Below are 17,798 nucleotides of genomic sequence, written 5' to 3'. Positions count from 1 at the left end.
GTGTGGTGGTCATAGTGCGTGTTCGTCCCGAACTCCAATAACGGAACCCGACCCGGGTTGGCAAGCACCGTCGCCGTTGGCCAGACGAAGGCCACGGTGCGTTCTGCTTTTTCCGGAGATGGCCGGCTTTCGTTTGGTGGTCACCGGCCGTCGGCGGTTCCTCCCGCTGCCGGCAAAAAGGCTTCCAGCCGCATTGAAGATCGGCTGCCGGGCGATCGTCTGGGAGCGGAAAGGGTCTGGTTCGGCCCGGGGCTCGGGTCGGATGCGACTCCGTCATGCGAATCCCAGAAGAAGGGGGCGGGAGCCGGCAATGGTGTTTGCATCAAAGGCCCGGGTTGATCCAGATTTGGCCGTGGTCCTCATGCCGTTCATCAAAGAGGCTCAAGCCAGGCGGCCTTGGAGCCGATACAGAGTGTGGATGTCGGGACGTCCCGCTGGATCCCGCAGGTCTGCGCGCTTTCCCGGTTCGGAGCTTTTCGGCTGGGGACGGACTCGGAGGATTGCGGCCTTGCCCGCCATGGGCGGCCGGCAGGGTGGAGGTTTTCCAACGACGGCCCGTGGGTTTCATGTCAACCATGAATGAGCATCGGCAATCCCGGCGGAACGGAAGGGCATGGCTGGGACTGGTAGCGGTGATTGCGGGCGTGGCGGGGTCGCTCGGCGCTCAAAGCATCAACGGGATCCTGCGGCAGGTCTGGCTCGACATCGGTCCCGGGCTGACCGTGGCCGACTTGACCAATGCCCCGGGGTTTCCCGACAGCCCGACCTTTGAAGAAATCCTGACCAACGCGTTCGAGACGCCCACGGACGTCTACGAACAGTACGGCCAGCGGCTTCAGGCCCTGATCATCCCGCCCGCAAGCGGGAACTACAGGTTCTGGATTGCCAGTGACGACGCCTCGCAACTGTACCTCAGCACCGACGAAAGCCCGGCCAACAAGCGCCTGATCGCGGAGGTGGTGGGATGGACGCCGCCCCGGGACTGGTCGCGCGAGCCGGGCCAGAGATCCGCCCTGATCCCGCTGACAGCGGGGAGGCGGTACTACATCGAGGCGTTGATGAAGGAGGGATGGGGCGGGGACAACCTGGCCGTGCGGTGGCGGTTGCCGGACGGTACGATCGAGGAACCCATTCCAGCCTCCCGTTGCGTGCCATACGGGCTGAACCCGCCGGTTTTCACGCGTCAACCCACCAACGTGACCGTGGTGGAGGGTCAGACGGCAATCTTCAGCGTGGAACTGGCCCGATCGCTCGGGGCGCTGTACCAGTGGAAACGCGATGGCACCAACCTGCCGGGGGCCACGGGAAATGTGCTGGTGTGGGGTCCCGTCCGCCGGGCCGACAACGGGAGCGTGTTTGTTTGTTTCGTGACCAACGCCATGGGGTGGAGCAACAGCGCCCCGGCGCGGTTGACGGTGCTTGCCGATACCAACCCGCCCACACTGGCTGCGGTGCGAAACCTCGGGGATCCCTCGCTCCTGACGGTCGTGTTTTCGGAGCCGGTGGATCCGGTGACCGCTGCGAATCCGTCGAACTACCGTCTCGATGCCGGTGTGACGGTGCAGGGTGTGATCCTGCTGGCGGATTCGGCGACCGTGGCTTTGCGCACGACCCCGCTGGCTGCGGGATCCTCCCACACTCTCACCGTCAACAATGTGCGGGACCGTGCCGAAGTTCCCAACACGATTGCGCCCAACAGCCAGATGGCATTCACCGTAACCTATACGCCCTTGGACATGGACCTCGTGCAGGGGCCTGCCGAGCCGCCGGGGCCGTCGAGTCGCAGGACGGCGCTGGCCATCACGGAAATCCTGTACCATCCGACAAACCGGCCTGACGGGAGGAACCTGGAGTTCATCGAGTTGTATAATTCCGGGCTGTGGGCGGAGGAGTTGGGCGGGTACCGGCTCAGCGGCGATGTGGAATTTGTATTCCCTCCCGGCACGACGATCCCGGCCGGCGGGTACTTGGTGGTGGCGGCGAATCCCGCCGATGTACAGGCGGTGTATGGTCTGGCCGGCGTGTTGGGGCCCATGACCCGGCCGGGGGCCGAGCCCGGCAATGTCCTGCCGAACGGTGGCGGGCGGATCCGGCTGCGAGACGAACTGGGTGCGGTGCTGCTGGAGGTGAACTACGACGATGAAAATCCGTGGCCCGTGGCTGCCGACGGGGCGGGTCATTCCCTGGTGCTGGTGCGGCCTTCATACGGCGAGGCCGATCCACAGGCATGGGCCGCCAGCGACCGCATGGGAGGTTCCCCAGGGGCACGGGACGCCTCGGTGCCTCATCGGTGGCGCACCGTGCGGATCAACGAGATTCTGGCCCACACCGACGCGCCGTGGCTGGATTTCATCGAACTGTTCAATTACGGCACGAATGCCGTGGATTTGAGCGGGTGCGTCCTGACGGACGATCCCGCCACCAACAAGTATCGCATTCCGGTCGGGACCGTCATCCCGCCGTTGGGCTGGTGGGCGGCCGATGAACTTCAACTGGGTTTCGCTCTGAGTGCCGCGGGTGAGACGGTGTACCTGATCGCGCCGGATGGTTCCCGGGTGCTGGATGCCTTGCGCTTTGACGCTCAACAAAACGGGGTGCCGCTCGGCCGGTTTCCCGACGGCGCACCGGGGTTCCGGCGGCTCGAACAACCCACGCCCGGACAGGCCAATGCCCGACCGCGCTCCGGTTCGATCGTGATCAACGAGCTGTATTACCACCCCGTGACGGAAGACGACGACGAGGAGTTCATCGAGCTGCACAACCGCGGGAGTCAGGCCGTGGACCTGGGCGGGTGGCGATTGCGGGGCGGCATTACCTTCGACTTCCCGCCGGGCGTGACCCTTTCTGCGGGTGGGTATCTGGTGGTGGCCCGGGACGCGGCCCGTTTGCGGTCGGTCCACACCAACCTCGATCCTGCGCGGATCCTGGGCGATTATTCCGGGCGCCTGGGCAATGGCGGCGACGTGGTGCGCCTGCAGATGCCGGACGATCTCGTCTCGACAAACGAGTTCGGGGTGGTGGTCACCAACCTCATCCACATCACCGTGGACGAGGTCGCCTATCGCGACGGCGGCCGATGGGGACGGTGGGCCGACGGCGGCGGCAGCAGCCTCGAACGAACCGACCCGCGAGTGGACGGGCATCTGCCGGCGGCCTGGGCCGACAGCGACGAAACGGGCAAATCCGGCTGGACCGTCATCGAACACACGGGCGTGCTTGATCGGGGGGCCATGGCGCCGCCCAGTCAGGTCCAGATTCTTTTGTTGGGCGCCGGCGAATGTCTGGTGGACAATGTCGAAGTGATTCCGCAGGGCGGAGGGAATGTCGTCCCCAATGGCACTTTCGACGGTGGTGCGGACGGCTGGTTTTGGCAGGGCACGCATCAGGACACCCGATGGGAGCCCCAGGGAGGGTTTCAGGGTGGTTGCCTCCACCTGGTGGCATCGGACCGCGGCGACACGGGGGCCAATCGCGTCCGGGCCCCTCTGACTCAAACGCTGAGTGAGGGCAGCGTGGTAACCCTCCGCGCGCGGGTGCGATGGTTGAAGGGGCATCCGGAGATCCTGCTGCGGTTGTGGGGCAACTGGTTGGAAGCCACGGGCACCACGCTCACGACGGCTGCCATGGGCACACCCGGTCGTGCCAACACGCAATCTCGAGACAATGTGGGCCCTTCCATCACCGGGGTTCGACACTGGCCCGTGCTGCCCGCGCCCGGACAAACGGTGACCGTGGTGGCGCGGTTGGAGGATCCGGACGGCATCGCGGGTGCCACGCTGCGCTACCGTGTGGATCCGGACACCAATTTCATCTCGGTACCCATGAGCTACCGCGGCGCGGGGTTCTTTTCGGCCGACATCCCGGGACAGGCCGCGGCTCGGCTGGTGGCTTTCCACATCGAAGCCCAGGACGCGGGGAACCCTCCCCGGGCACGCCGGTTTCCGGAGGATGCGCCCGGGCGGGAGTGCCTGGTGCGGTTCGGCGAGCCCGCCTCCTCGCCGAAGCTGGCCAGTTACCGCATCTGGGTGACCCGGCAGACGCTGGACCGATGGGCGAGCCGCGAGAAACAAAGCAATCATCCCCTTGACTGCACGTTTGTGTATGCCGACAGCCGCGTGGTTTACAACGCAGGCACACTCTACAGCGGCAGTCCGTGGCACACACCGGGCTACAGCGGACCACTGGGCAACCTGTGCGATTACGAGTTGAACCTGCCCAAGGACGATCTGGTGCTGGGGACGGACGATTTCGTGCTGGCCACGGTGGGGAATCTGCAGAGCGACCCCACCTATCAGGGAGAGCAGACGGCCTTCTGGATCGGACGCAAGCTCGGGGCACCCTATCTACACCGGCGGCACATCCGGGTTTTCCTCAACGGCGTGCAGCGCGGAAACGTCTACGAGGACGCCCAGCAACCGAATCGGGATGTGATCGCGCAGTTTTTCCCGGACGATGACGCCGGCAGTCTGCACAAGATCGAGGACTGGTTCGAATTCGACGATTCCGGCGACAACAAACTCAACAACGTGGATGCCACCCTGGAGGTTTTCACCACCAGCGGCGGGAAGAAAAAGGTGGCGCGGTACCGCTGGAACTGGCGGCCGCGTGCGGTGCGGGAGTCGGCCAACAACTTCACCAACCTGTTCACCCTGGTGGATGCCATGAACGCCACCCAGCCGGAGCCGTATCGCTCGAGCGTGACGACCCTGGTGGACGTCGAGGAATGGATGCGCATTCTGGCCATGGAACGGATTGTGGGGAACTGGGACAGTTACGGCTTTGCCCGGGGCAAGAACATGTATGCTTACAAGCCCGAGCGGGGGCCGTGGGTCCTGCTGCCGTGGGACATTGACTTTGTGTTTCACGTGGGGGGCACGGGGCCGAACCAGGCGCTGTTCGGCAGCAACGAACCGGTGCTCGATCGTTTCCGAGACTTTCCCGAGTTTCAGCGGGCGTATTGGCGGGCGTTCGAGGACGCCATCAGCGGGCCGCTGGCTTCGGGCACTTTTGCCGCGCGCGTGGATCGTGTCTACAACGGACTGCTGGCCGCGGGGGTGGGACCGGAGTCGCCCCAGGGACTCAAGGACTATGCGGCTGCACGCCGCAATTACATCCTGAGTCAGTTGGTCAACGTGGCTTCGCCGTTCAGCCTCACGAGTCCGACCTCATTTGTGACCAACCGGAATCTGGTGACGATCAGCGGAAAGGCACCCATCACGGTGGCCACCCTCACGATCAATGGCCTGCCCGTCCAGCCCATCTGGAGCACGCTGACCAACTGGACGATCCGGCTGGCGCTTCAGCCGGGTGTGAACCGACTGGTCTTGCAGGGCTGGAACAACAAAGGTCAAGCTGTGGCGGGTACGTCGAACCTGCTGAACATCACATTCACCGGCACGGTCGAGCCCCCGCAAGGGCGGGTGATCGTTCACGAGATCATGTACAACCCGGCGATCCCCGGAGCGGAGTTTCTGGAGCTGCGCAATCTCTCCACCAACACGGCGTACGATCTGTCCGGCTGGCGCGTCAGCGGGCTGGACGCGACGTTGCCGCCGGGGACGATCCTTGAACCGGGCGCCTACCTTGTTCTGGTGCGCGATCCGGAGATGTTCGCCCGCACCTACGGACTGCACATCCCGATCGGGGGTGTCTTTGCAGGGAGCTTCGACCGTGGGGGCGAACGCATCGCGCTGATCCGACCCGGCGCCACCCCCGAACAGGACGAGGTCATTGACGAGGTCACGTACGACGACGATCCGCCGTGGCCGGTGGCGGCCGACGGGCAGGGTCCCTCGCTGCAACTGGTGGATTGCTGGCAGGACAACGACCGCGTGGCCAACTGGGCGGCCGTGGGGCCGGATACGAACCTGCCCGCCCCGGTGAGGGTCGTGGATTGGAATGCCTCGTGGCGCTACAACCAGACCGACAACCTGGACGGTGTGAACTGGAGGCAGCCGGCCTATGACGACCGTGCGTGGCCGGTGGGGGCCGCGGTGCTGGCCGACGAGGAGTGCAACTGCCTGCCGGAACCGATCCGCACGCCTCTGGCCAACGACAGCGGCCGCACGGCTTTCTATTTCCGGACATCCTTCACCTACGACGGACCTCTCACCGGTGTCGAACTCAGGCTGGACACACTGCTCGACGATGGCGCGGTGGTGTACCTCAACGGCCAGGAGATCTTCCGGCTCGGCATGCCGGAGGGCGTGCCGACGTACTCGACTCTCGCCGCCCGCGTCGTGGGGGAGGCGGTCATCGAAGGGCCTTTCGTCGTGCCGGCCACCGCGCTGGTTCGTGGAACCAACGTTCTGGCCGTCGAGGTGCATCAGACGAGCCCCTCCAGCAGCGACGTCGTCTGGGCCATGCGATTGGAGGTGGTGCCCTCGGGCACGGGCGGGGGCCGGGCATTGGCCACGCCCGGCGGTCCGAATTCCGTGGAGGCGACTCTCCCGCCGTTCCCGACGGTATGGCTCAACGAGATTTTGCCGTGGAACGATCCGGCCGTGACGAATGCCGTGGCGGATACTGCGGGTGATTACGATCCCTGGTTGGAGCTCTTCAACGGCGGGAGCAACCCGGTGAGTCTGGCCGGGTTTTACCTGACGACCAACCTGGCGCAGCCCACCTTCTGGGCCTTTCCCGGGAGCGCGGTTCTTTCGCCCGGAGCGTTTGTGCGGGTGTGGCTGGATGGGGAACCCGGCGAGTCAACGCCGAACGAGTGGCACACCAGTTTCCGCATCGGCCCGGGAAGCGGTCTGGTGGCGGTGGTGCAGGTGAGCGGGACGCGCACCCAGGTGCTGGACTACCTTCGTTATGATCTTGCCAGTCTGGGCCGCAGTTACGGAAGTTATCCGGACGGGCGGATCAGCGGCCGCCGCGTTTTCACCATTCCCACGCCCGGTGCTTCCAACAATCCGGCGAGTCTGCCGGTGCCTGTTTTCATCAACGAGTGGATGGCTGACAATGCCGTCACCCTGGCCGATCCGGCCGACGGACAGTACGAGGACTGGTTCGAGCTCTACAATGCCGGGGACGTGCCGGTGGATCTGGGCGGTTATTACCTGACGGATGACCTGACCAACCGTTTCAAATACCGGATTCCGGACAATGGACAGTACGTCATCCCGCCGCGGGGCCATCTGTTGGTGTGGGCGGACAACGAATCGGGTCAGAACCGGAACGACCGGCCGGACCTGCACGTGAACTTTGCGCTCAGTCGGTCGGGCGAGGCCATCGGCCTTCATGGACCGGACGGCACGCTGGTGGACGCGGTGACATTCGGCCCGCAGGAGACCGACGTGTCGGAGGGGCGCATCCCGGATGGCGGGGGTTCGATCATGCGACTGGCGGTTCCCACCCCGCGCGCGCCGAATCGGGCAAACGAGACGAATCGCCCGCCGGTATTGGATCCGCTGCCCGACCGGACCGCTGACGAAGGTCGCCTGCTCACCTTTACGGTCACCGCGACGGATCCGGACCTCCCCGGTCAAACCCTGTCGTTCAGCCTGGATTCCGGTGCGCCCGAAGGCGCCACCGTCTCCACGAACGGTGTGTTCAACTGGATCCCGTCCGAGACGCAGGGCCCGGGCGTGTACGTGGTGACCGTACGCGTGACCGACAACGGCTCGCCATCCCTCAGCGACGCCCGATCCTTCCGGATCATCGTCCGGGAGGTGAACGATCCACCGGTGCTGGATCCTCTCCCGGCCATGACCCTGCCCGAGAATCAGCCATGGAGTTACCAAATTCGTGCCACCGATCCTGATCAACCGCCGCAGGGGTTGGTTTTCTCGCTGGATGCCGGTGCGCCGGCCGGTCTGACAGTGGATCCGGTTTCCGGGCGGCTGAGTTGGACGCCGTCTGAGGTGCAGGGACCGGGCACTTACTTCGTGACGGTACGGGTGACGGACGATGGAGAGCCGCCGGCGAGCGCAACGCAATCGGTGACCCTCACCGTGTCGGAGGTGAACGAGCCGCCCGTGTTGGTGGCGCAGGCGGATCGCACCGTGCGGGCCGGCCAGACGGTGGCAATCACGGCGCAGGCCACCGATCCGGACCTGCCGCTGCAGAATCTGGTCTTTACCCTTTTGAGCGCACCACGGGGAGCGACCTGGGATGCGAGCAGGGCCACCTTCCGGTGGCGTCCCGGAATGGCCGATGCCGGACAGACTTACGAGGTTCGCTGGTCGGTGATGGACGACGGCACGCCCGCGCGGGGTGCCACGCAGAGCTTCCATATCACGGTCACGCTTCCGAGGCTGCCCGAGCTGCATGTGCGGGGCTGGAGCGTGGAAGGGCTGCGCTTTGAAGTCACGGGTGACGAGGGCCCCGATTACGTGATCGAGCGTGCGGAAGATTTGTTGGAGGCGGTCTGGCAGCCCGTGGTCACCAACCTTGCCCCGGTGCCGCCGTTTGTCTGGACGGACACGAATCCGCCGCCGGCACGTGCCTACTACCGGGTCCGGCTGGCTCCGTGACCGGTGCGGCCGATGGTCCGGTGTGCGCCCGGCGCGGTCCGTCGAGCGTGGGGGTGGTCAGGTTTGGTGGCCGTGTGTGGTCTCGGAGGTTCGGGACGGTTTGCCGGGCGGCTGGCCGGGAGCGGGGAACGGTTCGACCCGGGTAACCTCGTCGCCGGTTCGCTGCCAGACTTGGAGGATGTCCCACTGGCCTTTCTTGAGCCTTTGGAAGGTTTCCGGCAGGGTGCGGCGGCTCAGCCGGTAATCCCGCACGCCCGTGGGATCGCAGGCCAGCAGGAGCGCCTCGGGTTTGTACACGCGGGGTCGGCCCAGGACCCGGACGCTTCCCGGCGGTGGGGCCGGCACCGGGCGCCGGTCCAGGACCAGGAAACTGAGTGCCAGGCTGCGCAGGTCAATGTTCATTTCATGAGCGAATTTTCCCCAGAACGGGTCGCTGTAAACCTCCGGTGGCGAAGGGGCGAAGTGATGGCACCAATGGGGTTCGTTGCCCGGGCTGAGGATGCCGCAGCGTTCGCGATGCAGGCAGGGGGCCACGACGTGAAGACGGGTGCGCAATCGTTCGCGAATGGCAATGAGGGTCAGACTGGCTTCGTAGGTGCCGGGTTCGACCCAGATGGTGGCGGTGGCGCGCTGGACCAGGTCCAGCAGGGACTCCGTCTGCCCGGGAGTCAACTCGCCCAACACGTGACTGAGCAGCAGGACCGCGGGCGCCTCCGGCAGACCTGCCTGCACCTCCAGCGCGGGGTATTTCTCGCGGGCACGCCGGACGGCGAAACCGCGGGCGAGCGCGGACCGGTCCCAATACCAGAGCCTTGTGACGCGCTGCAGGCCGTGATGGTCGAGGAAGGCCCGCGCGGCCACCCCTGTGCCGCAGCCCCAGTCGAGGATTTCGCCCGCCGGAGGTTCCCAGCCTCGCCGGCGCAGTTCATCCAACACAAAGTCCCATTTCCACCCGATTCGCTGGGCAAAGGTGGCGTCGTAACTGGCCAGGTCCGTTTCCGATCGCCAGTAGTCGCTCACGGGCGGCCGCGCTTCCAGGAAAACCGATCGCAACCGTTGGAGGGCCTGCCAGTCCACGTGGGGCTCGGGGATCATGGGCTGGGGTGGAGGCATGGTTCGGATCCGGACTCCGTCAACAGCGGATCGAGGGCATGCCCTCGGATCCCGAAGGATTCCTTCAACTGGACGATCCTTGAGCGGCGCGCGGGATCGGCAAACGGGGGGCGGACCCGCGTGGCTGCGAGGAGGAGGTTCATCGGTGTGTGCCCGGATTCGACGAACTCCACCACGCGCACCCGGTAACCGGCCCACTCGAGGAACAGCACGCGGAGGGCGTCCGTCAACCAGGTGGCAAACCGGTCGGCCAGCAGGCCGTGTCGGAGGACCGGCTGCCAGAGCGGTGGCGGCCGGAGTTGAGGCCGGAGTTGTTGATGGCAGCAGGGTGCAACCAACAGCAGCCGGGCTCCGTTTTGGATCCCGCGCAGCAGGGCCGCGTCGGTTGCGGTGTTGCAGGCGTGCAGGGCCAGGAGGATGTCGAAGCGGGGCAGCTCCACCCTCGCAATGTCACCATGGACGAATTCGAGGCCGGTCGCGCCGGTTTGTCCGGCCACGGCGCGGGCGGCTTGAACCAGATCCGGCCGGGCCTCGATGCCCAGCAACCGGACGGGCAGTCCCATGCAACGGCTGAGCAGGTGCCACAGGGCAAAGGTCAGGTAGCCCTTGCCCGAACCGGCGTCCACCACGGTCAGCGTCGGCTGAGTGGGATCGGCAACGGCGTGCGGAGCAGGTGGATTCACCCGGGACGGTTGGGCAACCCAGTGACAGCCGCGAAGTTGGTGTTCCACGATTTCGAGGAACCGCTCAATTTGGTGGTATTTGTCCGCGGCCGACGGTCTGGGGCGGCCCGTTTGGTCCACCAGACCCAGGGCACGGAGCCAGTCATGGGCCGAGGCATCCAGCCGCGAGGGGCGGGGCCGGTCGTGTGTGCGCGGAGGCGGCTGGGTTTCTGCGGGCGGGTGCCCGATCAGACGCGCCCCCTGGGCGGTGGGTTGCCACTGCCAGTCGCGTCGCGTGGTGGCCAGGAATGCGCCGGCCGGTTTCCGGTTCAATTCGGTGCGGAGCCAGTCGAGGGCGGGCGTCAGGGGCAGGTTCCAAGTGCGTGCCCGGCGCGTGTGGTGGGCCGTGAACGAAAGATGCGGTTGCCCGTGAAGCTCGATGCAGCGGATCAGAATCCGCCGGGGCGGGTCGTCCGCGCCCTCGGCCGCCGCCGGGCGCACGACCAGCCGCACGAACGTGCCGTCTTCCAGACTCTGCCGTACCTTCTGGCAGAACCGTTCTGTGGCGTCGCGAATCATGAGCGATCCAACTTCAGAATGGAGGGCCGTATCCCTGGTTGCAAATCAGGCGCAACAGGCTCGGGTCGGGAGGCAATCCGCTGCCGGCGAGGGTTTGTCCGGCCGTGGATGCGGGACGCCGCCGCGGGATCCGCGGGTTCGGAGCTGGGAAAGGGCGGTCCCGACCGGCCTTCGGTTCGGAATCTGGATTGGCCCGGAAACGGACTCGTGTACCCTTCGAGTCCGAGGTGCGGATGAGTCGGACCGGATGGCGTCTGAGCAAAGGGTGGCGTCGAAGTGGGGCCGAGCGAAGGTCGTGCGGGTCCGGGCAGGACGGTGCCTTTGGGAATGGGCCGTTTCGCTTGGGACGTCGGGCCCGGCAAGCCGTGAGGCATGCGGTGTGTCATCTGATCCTCTGGACCGGCGTGGTCACCCTGACGTGGGGCCGGCCAGCCCGCGTCCTGGCTGCAGCGGAGGGCGGTGTCCTGGATCCGGAATGGGGGGTGGGGGCATGGATCTGGGACACGAACTGCACCGACAAACAGACCTGCCGGTTCTGGCGGGCGTTGGATCTTCCCGAGGGATCCGTGGTGGCCCGGGCGCGACTGCGCATCACGGCGGACAACGGTTTTCGGCTTTTCGTGGACGGGCGAGAAGTGGGTCGTGGCAGCGACTGGCGGAGCCTGACCGAATACGACCTGACCTGGTTGTTGCGACCCGGCCGGCACGTGCTGGCCGTGGAGGCGTTCAACGACCGATTGGAAGCGGGTGTATTGGGCGGGCTGCGCGTGACCTTTTTGGACGGCCGGGTGATGGAGCTGGGTACGGACACCAACTGGTGGGTGGTTCCCGGCGAGCCGCGGGGTTGGGAAAAGCGGCGCCGGCCGTCGCCGGACTGGCGGCGGGCGGTGGTGGTGGGTGCGTTCGGAGCGGCTCCCTGGACGACCCGCCCGTTGGCGGTGGTGGAGGTGCCGCCGTTGCAGCCGGTCAGCCTGCCGTTTTGGAAGCAGGGTTGGTTTCAGCTGGGTCTGCTGGGTTTGTGCCTGGCGGCGGTGGGCATGAGCCTGCGTCTGATGGCGCGGCTGGCGTGGCACCGGCACGCGGAGGATCTGTTGCATCGGGAGCGGATGCGGATTGCGCGGGACATCCACGATGAGCTGGGGGCCGGGCTGACGCAATTGGTCCTGCTGGCGGAGGTGGCGCGCAAGGAACATGCGGCGGTCCCGGGCGTGGCCGAATCGCTGCAGCGGTTGTGCGGGCGCGCGCGGGCCCTGGCGGCGGCGTTGGACGAGGTGGTGTGGGCGATCAATTCCCGGCGCGACACGGTGCGCGACTTCGTCAGTCACACCTGCAAATACGCGGAGACCTTTCTGGGCCAGGCCGGCATGCGTTGTCGTCTGGAGGTGGCGCCGGAATTGCCTGCGGCCACGTTCGCGCTGCCCACCCGGCGCAATCTCTTTCTGGCGGTGAAAGAGGCCCTGAACAACGCGGTGAAATACAGTGGTGCGGCCGAGGTGCGGCTCGGCATCCGCTGGGTGGGCGACCAGGTCGAGGTGCGGATTGCCGACGACGGCCGCGGGTTCGATCCGGCGGCCGTGCCGGCCGACCGGAACGGGCTGTCGAACCTGAGGCAACGGATGGGCGAGGTGGGGGGTGGTTGCGAGGTTGTTTCAGCCCCGGGCCGGGGTTGCACCGTGGTGTTGCGGGTGCCGCTGCATCCGCCGCGCAGGGGCGGTCGGCTCGGTGTCCGCCGGGCCGCGACGCGCCCGGCCCACTCGCCCGGGGCGGAATCCTGTCCGTCCGTCCCGGCAGCGGAGCGGCTGAGAGGGACAGGGGACGTCGTGTCAAGGTCTGGTTGAAATGACGGCAAGCACGAATCGGCATTCCGCGCCGTTGCGGGTGGCCCTGGTGGAGGACCAGCGGGAGGTGCGCGAAAGTTGGGCGCGCCTGGTCTCGTCGTTTCCGGACTTCGACTGTGTCGTCACGTGTGCGACGGGCGAGGAAGCCCTGCGGGTGCTGCCGGAGCTGCGCCCGGACGTGATCCTGATGGACATCTTTTTGCCGCGGATGTCCGGGATCGAATGCACGGCGCGCCTGCGGGCGCTGCTGCCCGAGGCGAAGATCGTCATTCTGACGGCGTCGGACGACGATGAAATGGTTTTTCTGGCCCTGGAGGCCGGCGCGGACGGGTACCTCCTGAAACGGACCGAACCGGAAGCGCTGCGGTCGGCGTTGTGGGACGTGGTGCACGGGGGCGCACCCATGTCGAGTGTGATTGCGCGCCTGGTGGTGGAGTCGTTTCGTCAGAAGCCGCGCAGTCCGGCTGACACGGTCCGGTTGAGCGCCCGTGAAGAGGAGATTCTCCTGCTGCTGTCGCGCGGATTCACCAACAAGGAAATCGCCGATCAACTGGGCGTGAGCATCGAGACGGTCCGCAGCCATCTCAAGCACATCTACGAGAAGCTGCATGTCCGCTCGCGGGCCGAGGCCGTGGCGCGGTACATGACGGCGCGAATCCCGCGCGGTTGACGGCCGGTGCCGCGGGGCCTCAGCCGGGCGGGGCCGGCGCCGGCGGGACACGCCGGGTGAAAAGATTGCGGATGACCTCCTCGATGGGGACCTCGCGGATGTCCAGGTCCCGGATGGGCAGGCGGTCCAGCAGGGCCTTGCAGGCCGGGATGACGCGATCGCGCCGCACCCGGAGCCGCACGAATGCGGGCCCGATCTCCACAGGTTCGCCCCACGGCGTCAGGTCCCGCGGATCGGGCGGGGGCGCGTCCGGATCGCACCGGATGGTCAGGAGTTTGAAATCCGCGTAGCGTTCGATCACCTCGGCCAGGGGCCCGTCGAAGATGATCTGACCGTGGTCAATGATGATGACACGCGGGCAGAGTTCCTCGATGTCCGCCATGTCGTGGCTGGTCAGGAGTATGGTGGTGCCGGCGGTGCGATTGTACTCGCGGAGGAAGTCGCGCACGGCTTTCTGCGAAACGACGTCCAGGCCGAGCGTCGGCTCGTCCAGGAACAGCACGCGCGGCTGGTGCAGCAGCACGGCGATCAGTTCCAGTTTCATCCGTTCGCCCAGGGAGAGTTCCCGAACCACCACGTCCAGCTTGTCCCGCACGCCCAGCCGCTCGGTCAGTTCCTCCATCCGACGTTGCCACAGTCGTCGTTCCAGGCCGTAGATGGCGGCGTTCAATTCGTAGGTCTCACGGGCAGGCAGATCCCACCAGAGCTGGTTTTTCTGGCCCAGCAGCAGGGCGAACTGCCGGCGGTAACCGTCCGGCCGTTCCCAAGGTACGTAACCCAGCACGCGCGCACTCCCGCCGCTGGGATGAAGTAGCCCGGCCAGCATCTTGAGTGTGGTGGTCTTGCCCGCGCCGTTGGGACCGAGAAAGCCGACGAATTCGCCGGCCTCGATGTCGAAGGAGACCTGCCGCACCGCCTCCACCGTCTCGTAGCGCCGGTAAAACAGGCCGCGAACCGCCCCCCAGAATCCGGGTTCCTTCTTGTGAATCCGGAAGGTCTTGCTCAGGGACCGAACCTCGATGACCGGCATGCCCGCAAGTATGCGGGTCCGAGTGAACAGAGGCGATGCAGAACGAGCCCGAATCCAGGGGCCGGGCCGACCGTGCAGGAACGGCCGCCCGTCACCCGACCGAGGCGCGAGCCTTCAGCTCTGCGCGGTGATGGGGCGGGGCGCCGGGTGCCCGGTCCTGGGGCTTTGACGGAATCCGGTGCCGGGCGTAATCTGTAGCCGATGCGCGTTCCGGGTGCCAGAGGGTCGGGAAGACTCGGTTTTTGGATGATGGTGGGCCTGTGTGTTTGCGGTTCGGCCACCGAGCGCCTGAGCGCGCAGCCCGTCCGCCGGGGACCGCCCATCGAGTTTTCCGACCCCCGCAGCGATCTTTTGCGGACCAACGCCAACCAATTGTCCCAAGGCGATCAGCCCCACAGCCAGCTCAGGGAACAACTCCAGTACCGGCCGTCTACGCTGGATCTCATGAGGGATCCACTGCGCCGGGCAACGGTCTTGCCGCCTCCTCCCGGACCGCGCGTGCAGAGTGCCCGGATTCGGGAACTCCTGCAGAGACAACGGGACTGGACCCAACCCGGCTCGGATCCGCTCGGAGACATCCCCTCGCTCGAAGGGGAGCGACGGCTCCGGGAAAACCCGCTGGAGACGGACCAAGCCGAACCGGCACCGCCCACCACGGACGAATGGGAATTATGGGCGCGTTATGCGGAGAGGTTGCGGGGTGAGCCCGGGGCCGGGGAGGAACCGACACCTGCCGAGGATGCGGGAGGCCGTCCGGACATGCACACACGCCCTGAGTGGGAGACGCCCGAGTCCCGGGCGGCCCGGGAGCGATTGGACCAGCTGGAAACGGCGCTGAAACGGGACGGCGAGGAACGGAGTCTGATCCGGCAACTGCCCGGCCTGACCGATTCCGTGTGGGAGAGTCCGGAAGAGCTTGCCCAGCGCGCCTGGCAGGAACGCCAGAAAGACGCGCGCGAACAGCGCCTCCAGCAGTTCCGGTCCGGCTTGGAAGCGGTGGTCGCAACGCCGCCGGGCGGCTTGGATGCCGCACTCCGCTCGCGCGCGGAAAGTGGCACGGGCACCTCGCGCTCCACGGGGACGGCACCGGTGTGGTTGAAACCTCCGCCGGATCCCCTGGGGGTGAGTGGCTTGGCGGGTGCCGCGCAACGACCGGCATGGTCGGGCCCCGGGGTTGGCGGAGAAGGGCCGGCTCGCGGATCTTCGTTGAACAGCACCCTGCCTTCGCCGTCCATACCCGGCCTGGCCACAGCGCCGTCGAGCCCTCTGCGATCGTCTCTCACCCCGACCCCGCCGCCTTCGTCCCCGCGGCTCCGGGGGCCCAACATGCCCTCGCCATTCACAGAGATTCCCAAGCGGCCGGGGATTTGACCGGCGACCGGATGCGTCGCGCGGGCGGATCGTGGATCGCGTCCGTTGCGCTTTGTCGGCGCAAAGGGTGTGCTGACCCTGCGGCTTGGACGGCGGCGGAGGTCCGGGGCGCCGGCATTTTGGCCGCAAGCCTTCCGCGGTGGTGGCTGGTTTGCGGATCTTCCGAACGGGCAGCGGCGGGGCCGCTCGGCGTCCTGCAGCTCCTGTCAAGCTGCGCGTTACTTTTCGAGGTGACGTGGTATGCCGGGTCGGGTGCCTTTGTGTCCCCGGGTCGAAGCGACCGAGCGGGGTCCAGGCCGAGGACACCCGAGGGTAGGGTGGCAGAAGACGGTGGTCGGCGGGCGTAGAGAACCGTCGTCCTGTGCCGGGAACAGAGGCTGTGGGACGGCGACGCGTTTTTGTCACGGACCAAGCCTGTCTCTGCCGGTCAGGCGTTCGATGCAGGTTGCGCGAGGCGGGCGGGGCGCGGTTTCGGGCTCCGGACCCGACCGGATTTTGCCCGGGCGCGGGCCGCCCATTGAATGGTTCCCCCTGGCCGGCTGGGGAGGCGGACAGGGCACAGGAGGCGGTCCTTGGCCGGAGCGGATCCGGTGGGGGCACCGCTTTACAACAGTTTGGCCAGCAGTTCGTCGTTGGTCTTGTGTTTGCGCAACGCCGCGATGAGCGTCTCCATGGCCTCGACCGGGTTCAGATCCACCATCATGCGCCGCAGCTTGCGCACGGCCTCGATTTGATGTTTGGGGAAGAGTTTTTCCTCCTTGCGCGTGCCGCTGCGCGGGATGTCGATGGCCGGGAAGATCCGGCGATCGGCCAGCTTGCGGTCCAGGACGAGTTCCATGTTTCCGGTGCCTTTGAATTCCTGGAAGATCAACTCGTCCATCCGGGACCCGGTCTCCACCAGTGCGGTGGCGATGATGGTGAGGGATCCGCCGCCTTCGATTTTGCGCGCGGAGGCGAACATTTTGCGGGGCACCTCCAGCGCGCGGGCGTCCACGCCACCGGTCATGGTTCGGCCGCTGCCCCCGTGCACGCTGTTGTAGGCCCGAGCCACGCGGGTCAGGGAGTCCAGCAGCACAAAGACGTCCTTGCCGCATTCCACCATGCGCCGGCAGCGCTCGATCATGAACCGGGAAAGCCGCACGTGGGTTTCGAGATCTTGATCGTTGGAGGAAGCGACCACCTCGGCCTTCACCGACCGCTGGAAATCCGTGACCTCCTCGGGCCGTTCGTCAATCAACAGCACGATGACATAGACCTCCGGATGATTGGTGGTGATGGCGTTGGCGATCTGTTTCAGGATGGTGGTTTTGCCGCTGCGCGGCGGGGCCACGATGAGGCCGCGCGTGCCCTTGCCGATGGGCGTCACCAGATCAATGACGCGCGTCTCGATCATGTCCGGCGTGGTCTCGAGCTTGAACTTCTCGATGGGGTCAATGGTGGTGAGGTTCTCGAACCGGACCAGCTTGAGGTAATCGGAAAAGGGCATGTCGTTGACCTTTTCGACCGCCTTCAGCTGCGGACTGCTGCCGCGATGCGGCGGCTGCAGCGGCCCGGCCACCAAACATCCCTCGCGCAGGAAATGACGTTTGATGGTGTCCGGCGTCACAAAGATGTCGGTGGGCTTGGGCTGGAAATGATGCTGCGGCGAACGCAGGAACCCGAAGCCCTTCTCCGAGATCTCCAGGTAGCCGGAGCCGTAACTGGGTGTGTTCCCGTTGTTATGGTTGCTCATACCGAGTCTGATGGTGTCACAGGTCCGGGAAAACTGGGCACCGCCTCCCCGGGGTGCCGCGCCTTGGAAAAGCGCCTCTGGGAATCTACCTTGCCGAAGAGCGATGGAACTCAACCATCGCTGCGGCCCTCGAGACCTACGACGCCATTACTTTGGGTTGCCTCCCCTCGCTGCGCAACAGAAAAATTTCGGTTTTGACCGCGTGACTGCACGGCCTCCCGACGCGTCGGGGTGTGTCTCTTTCCCGGCCGGGGCGGCGCGTGGGTTCCCCCCGGGCGGGCTCGCGGAGCTTGCACGTCAAGGGTGCGCCATCCCAGCATGGCCAG

8 protein-coding genes are annotated in these 17,798 nt (G+C 66.4%); 4 read left to right on the top strand and 4 right to left on the bottom strand.

The features are described 5' to 3' along the window. The first annotated feature begins 575 nt into the window (after window positions 1-575). Window positions 576-8,477 carry a lamin tail domain-containing protein gene (locus ACPDIX_RS07305; protein ID WP_423431123.1) on the top strand — a complete coding sequence of 2,634 codons (7,902 nt, stop codon included), beginning with the start codon at window positions 576-578 and terminating at the stop codon, window positions 8,475-8,477. 57 nt (window positions 8,478-8,534) lie between these two features. Here ACPDIX_RS07305 and ACPDIX_RS07300 read toward each other — a convergent pair whose 3' ends face one another. Together ACPDIX_RS07300 and ACPDIX_RS07295 are read right to left on the bottom strand one after the other, a co-directional pair. Then, the gene (locus ACPDIX_RS07300; protein ID WP_423431122.1) at window positions 8,535-9,572 is read right to left on the bottom strand and encodes a small ribosomal subunit Rsm22 family protein; all 1,038 of its coding nucleotides are present in this window, start codon (window positions 9,570-9,572) and stop codon (window positions 8,535-8,537) included. Then, window positions 9,569-10,831, bottom strand: a complete 1,263-nt coding sequence (locus ACPDIX_RS07295) for a class I SAM-dependent methyltransferase (RefSeq protein WP_423431121.1) — start codon at window positions 10,829-10,831, stop codon at window positions 9,569-9,571. Before ACPDIX_RS07295 ends, ACPDIX_RS07300 begins: the two co-directional genes overlap by 4 nt. Before the next feature lie 377 nt (window positions 10,832-11,208). On the opposite strand from ACPDIX_RS07295, the gene ACPDIX_RS07290 reads away from it, so the two are divergent. Beyond that, a complete protein-coding gene (locus ACPDIX_RS07290; protein WP_423431120.1) occupies window positions 11,209-12,669 on the top strand; it encodes an ATP-binding protein in 1,461 nt (486 codons plus the stop codon). A gap of 1 nt (window position 12,670) precedes the next feature. Further along, window positions 12,671-13,339, top strand: a complete 669-nt coding sequence (locus tag ACPDIX_RS07285) for a response regulator (RefSeq protein WP_423431119.1) — start codon at window positions 12,671-12,673, stop codon at window positions 13,337-13,339. Between the two features lie 19 nt (window positions 13,340-13,358). Here ACPDIX_RS07285 and ACPDIX_RS07280 read toward each other — a convergent pair whose 3' ends face one another. After that, window positions 13,359-14,369: an ABC transporter ATP-binding protein gene (locus ACPDIX_RS07280; RefSeq protein WP_423431118.1), complete on the bottom strand. Its 1,011-nt coding sequence runs from the start codon at window positions 14,367-14,369 to the stop codon at window positions 13,359-13,361. A gap of 246 nt (window positions 14,370-14,615) precedes the next feature. Here ACPDIX_RS07280 and ACPDIX_RS07275 point away from each other — a divergent pair, with 246 nt between their 5' ends. After that, window positions 14,616-15,740, top strand: a complete 1,125-nt coding sequence (locus tag ACPDIX_RS07275; RefSeq protein ID WP_423431117.1) for a hypothetical protein — start codon at window positions 14,616-14,618, stop codon at window positions 15,738-15,740. A 604-nt stretch (window positions 15,741-16,344) separates the two neighbouring features. Here ACPDIX_RS07275 and rho read toward each other — a convergent pair. Further along, complete coding sequence (gene rho / locus ACPDIX_RS07270; RefSeq protein ID WP_423431116.1) at window positions 16,345-17,472, bottom strand: transcription termination factor Rho; 1,128 nt, start codon at window positions 17,470-17,472, stop codon at window positions 16,345-16,347. Window positions 17,473-17,798: the final 326 nt, after the last annotated feature.

The organism is Limisphaera sp. 4302-co (assembly GCF_049537155.1).
In the GTDB taxonomy this organism is placed as follows: Bacteria; Verrucomicrobiota; Verrucomicrobiia; order Limisphaerales; family Limisphaeraceae; genus Limisphaera.
The sequence above is the reverse complement of the archived record's forward strand: the minus strand, read 5'-3'. Positions and strand labels throughout refer to the sequence as shown.

Excerpts from the sequence above, each read along its gene's own strand:
- rho (WP_423431116.1), bottom strand. The coding sequence starts at position 17,472 with ATGAGCAACCATAACAACGGGAACACACCCAGTTACGGCTCCGGCTAC.
- ACPDIX_RS07285 (WP_423431119.1), top strand. The coding sequence starts at position 12,671 with ATGACGGCAAGCACGAATCGGCATTCCGCGCCGTTGCGGGTGGCCCTG.
- ACPDIX_RS07280 (WP_423431118.1), bottom strand. The coding sequence starts at position 14,369 with ATGCCGGTCATCGAGGTTCGGTCCCTGAGCAAGACCTTCCGGATTCAC.
- ACPDIX_RS07275 (WP_423431117.1), top strand. The coding sequence starts at position 14,616 with ATGATGGTGGGCCTGTGTGTTTGCGGTTCGGCCACCGAGCGCCTGAGC.
- ACPDIX_RS07295 (WP_423431121.1), bottom strand. The coding sequence starts at position 10,831 with ATGATTCGCGACGCCACAGAACGGTTCTGCCAGAAGGTACGGCAGAGT.
- ACPDIX_RS07300 (WP_423431122.1), bottom strand. The coding sequence starts at position 9,572 with ATGATCCCCGAGCCCCACGTGGACTGGCAGGCCCTCCAACGGTTGCGA.
- ACPDIX_RS07305 (WP_423431123.1), top strand. The coding sequence starts at position 576 with ATGAATGAGCATCGGCAATCCCGGCGGAACGGAAGGGCATGGCTGGGA.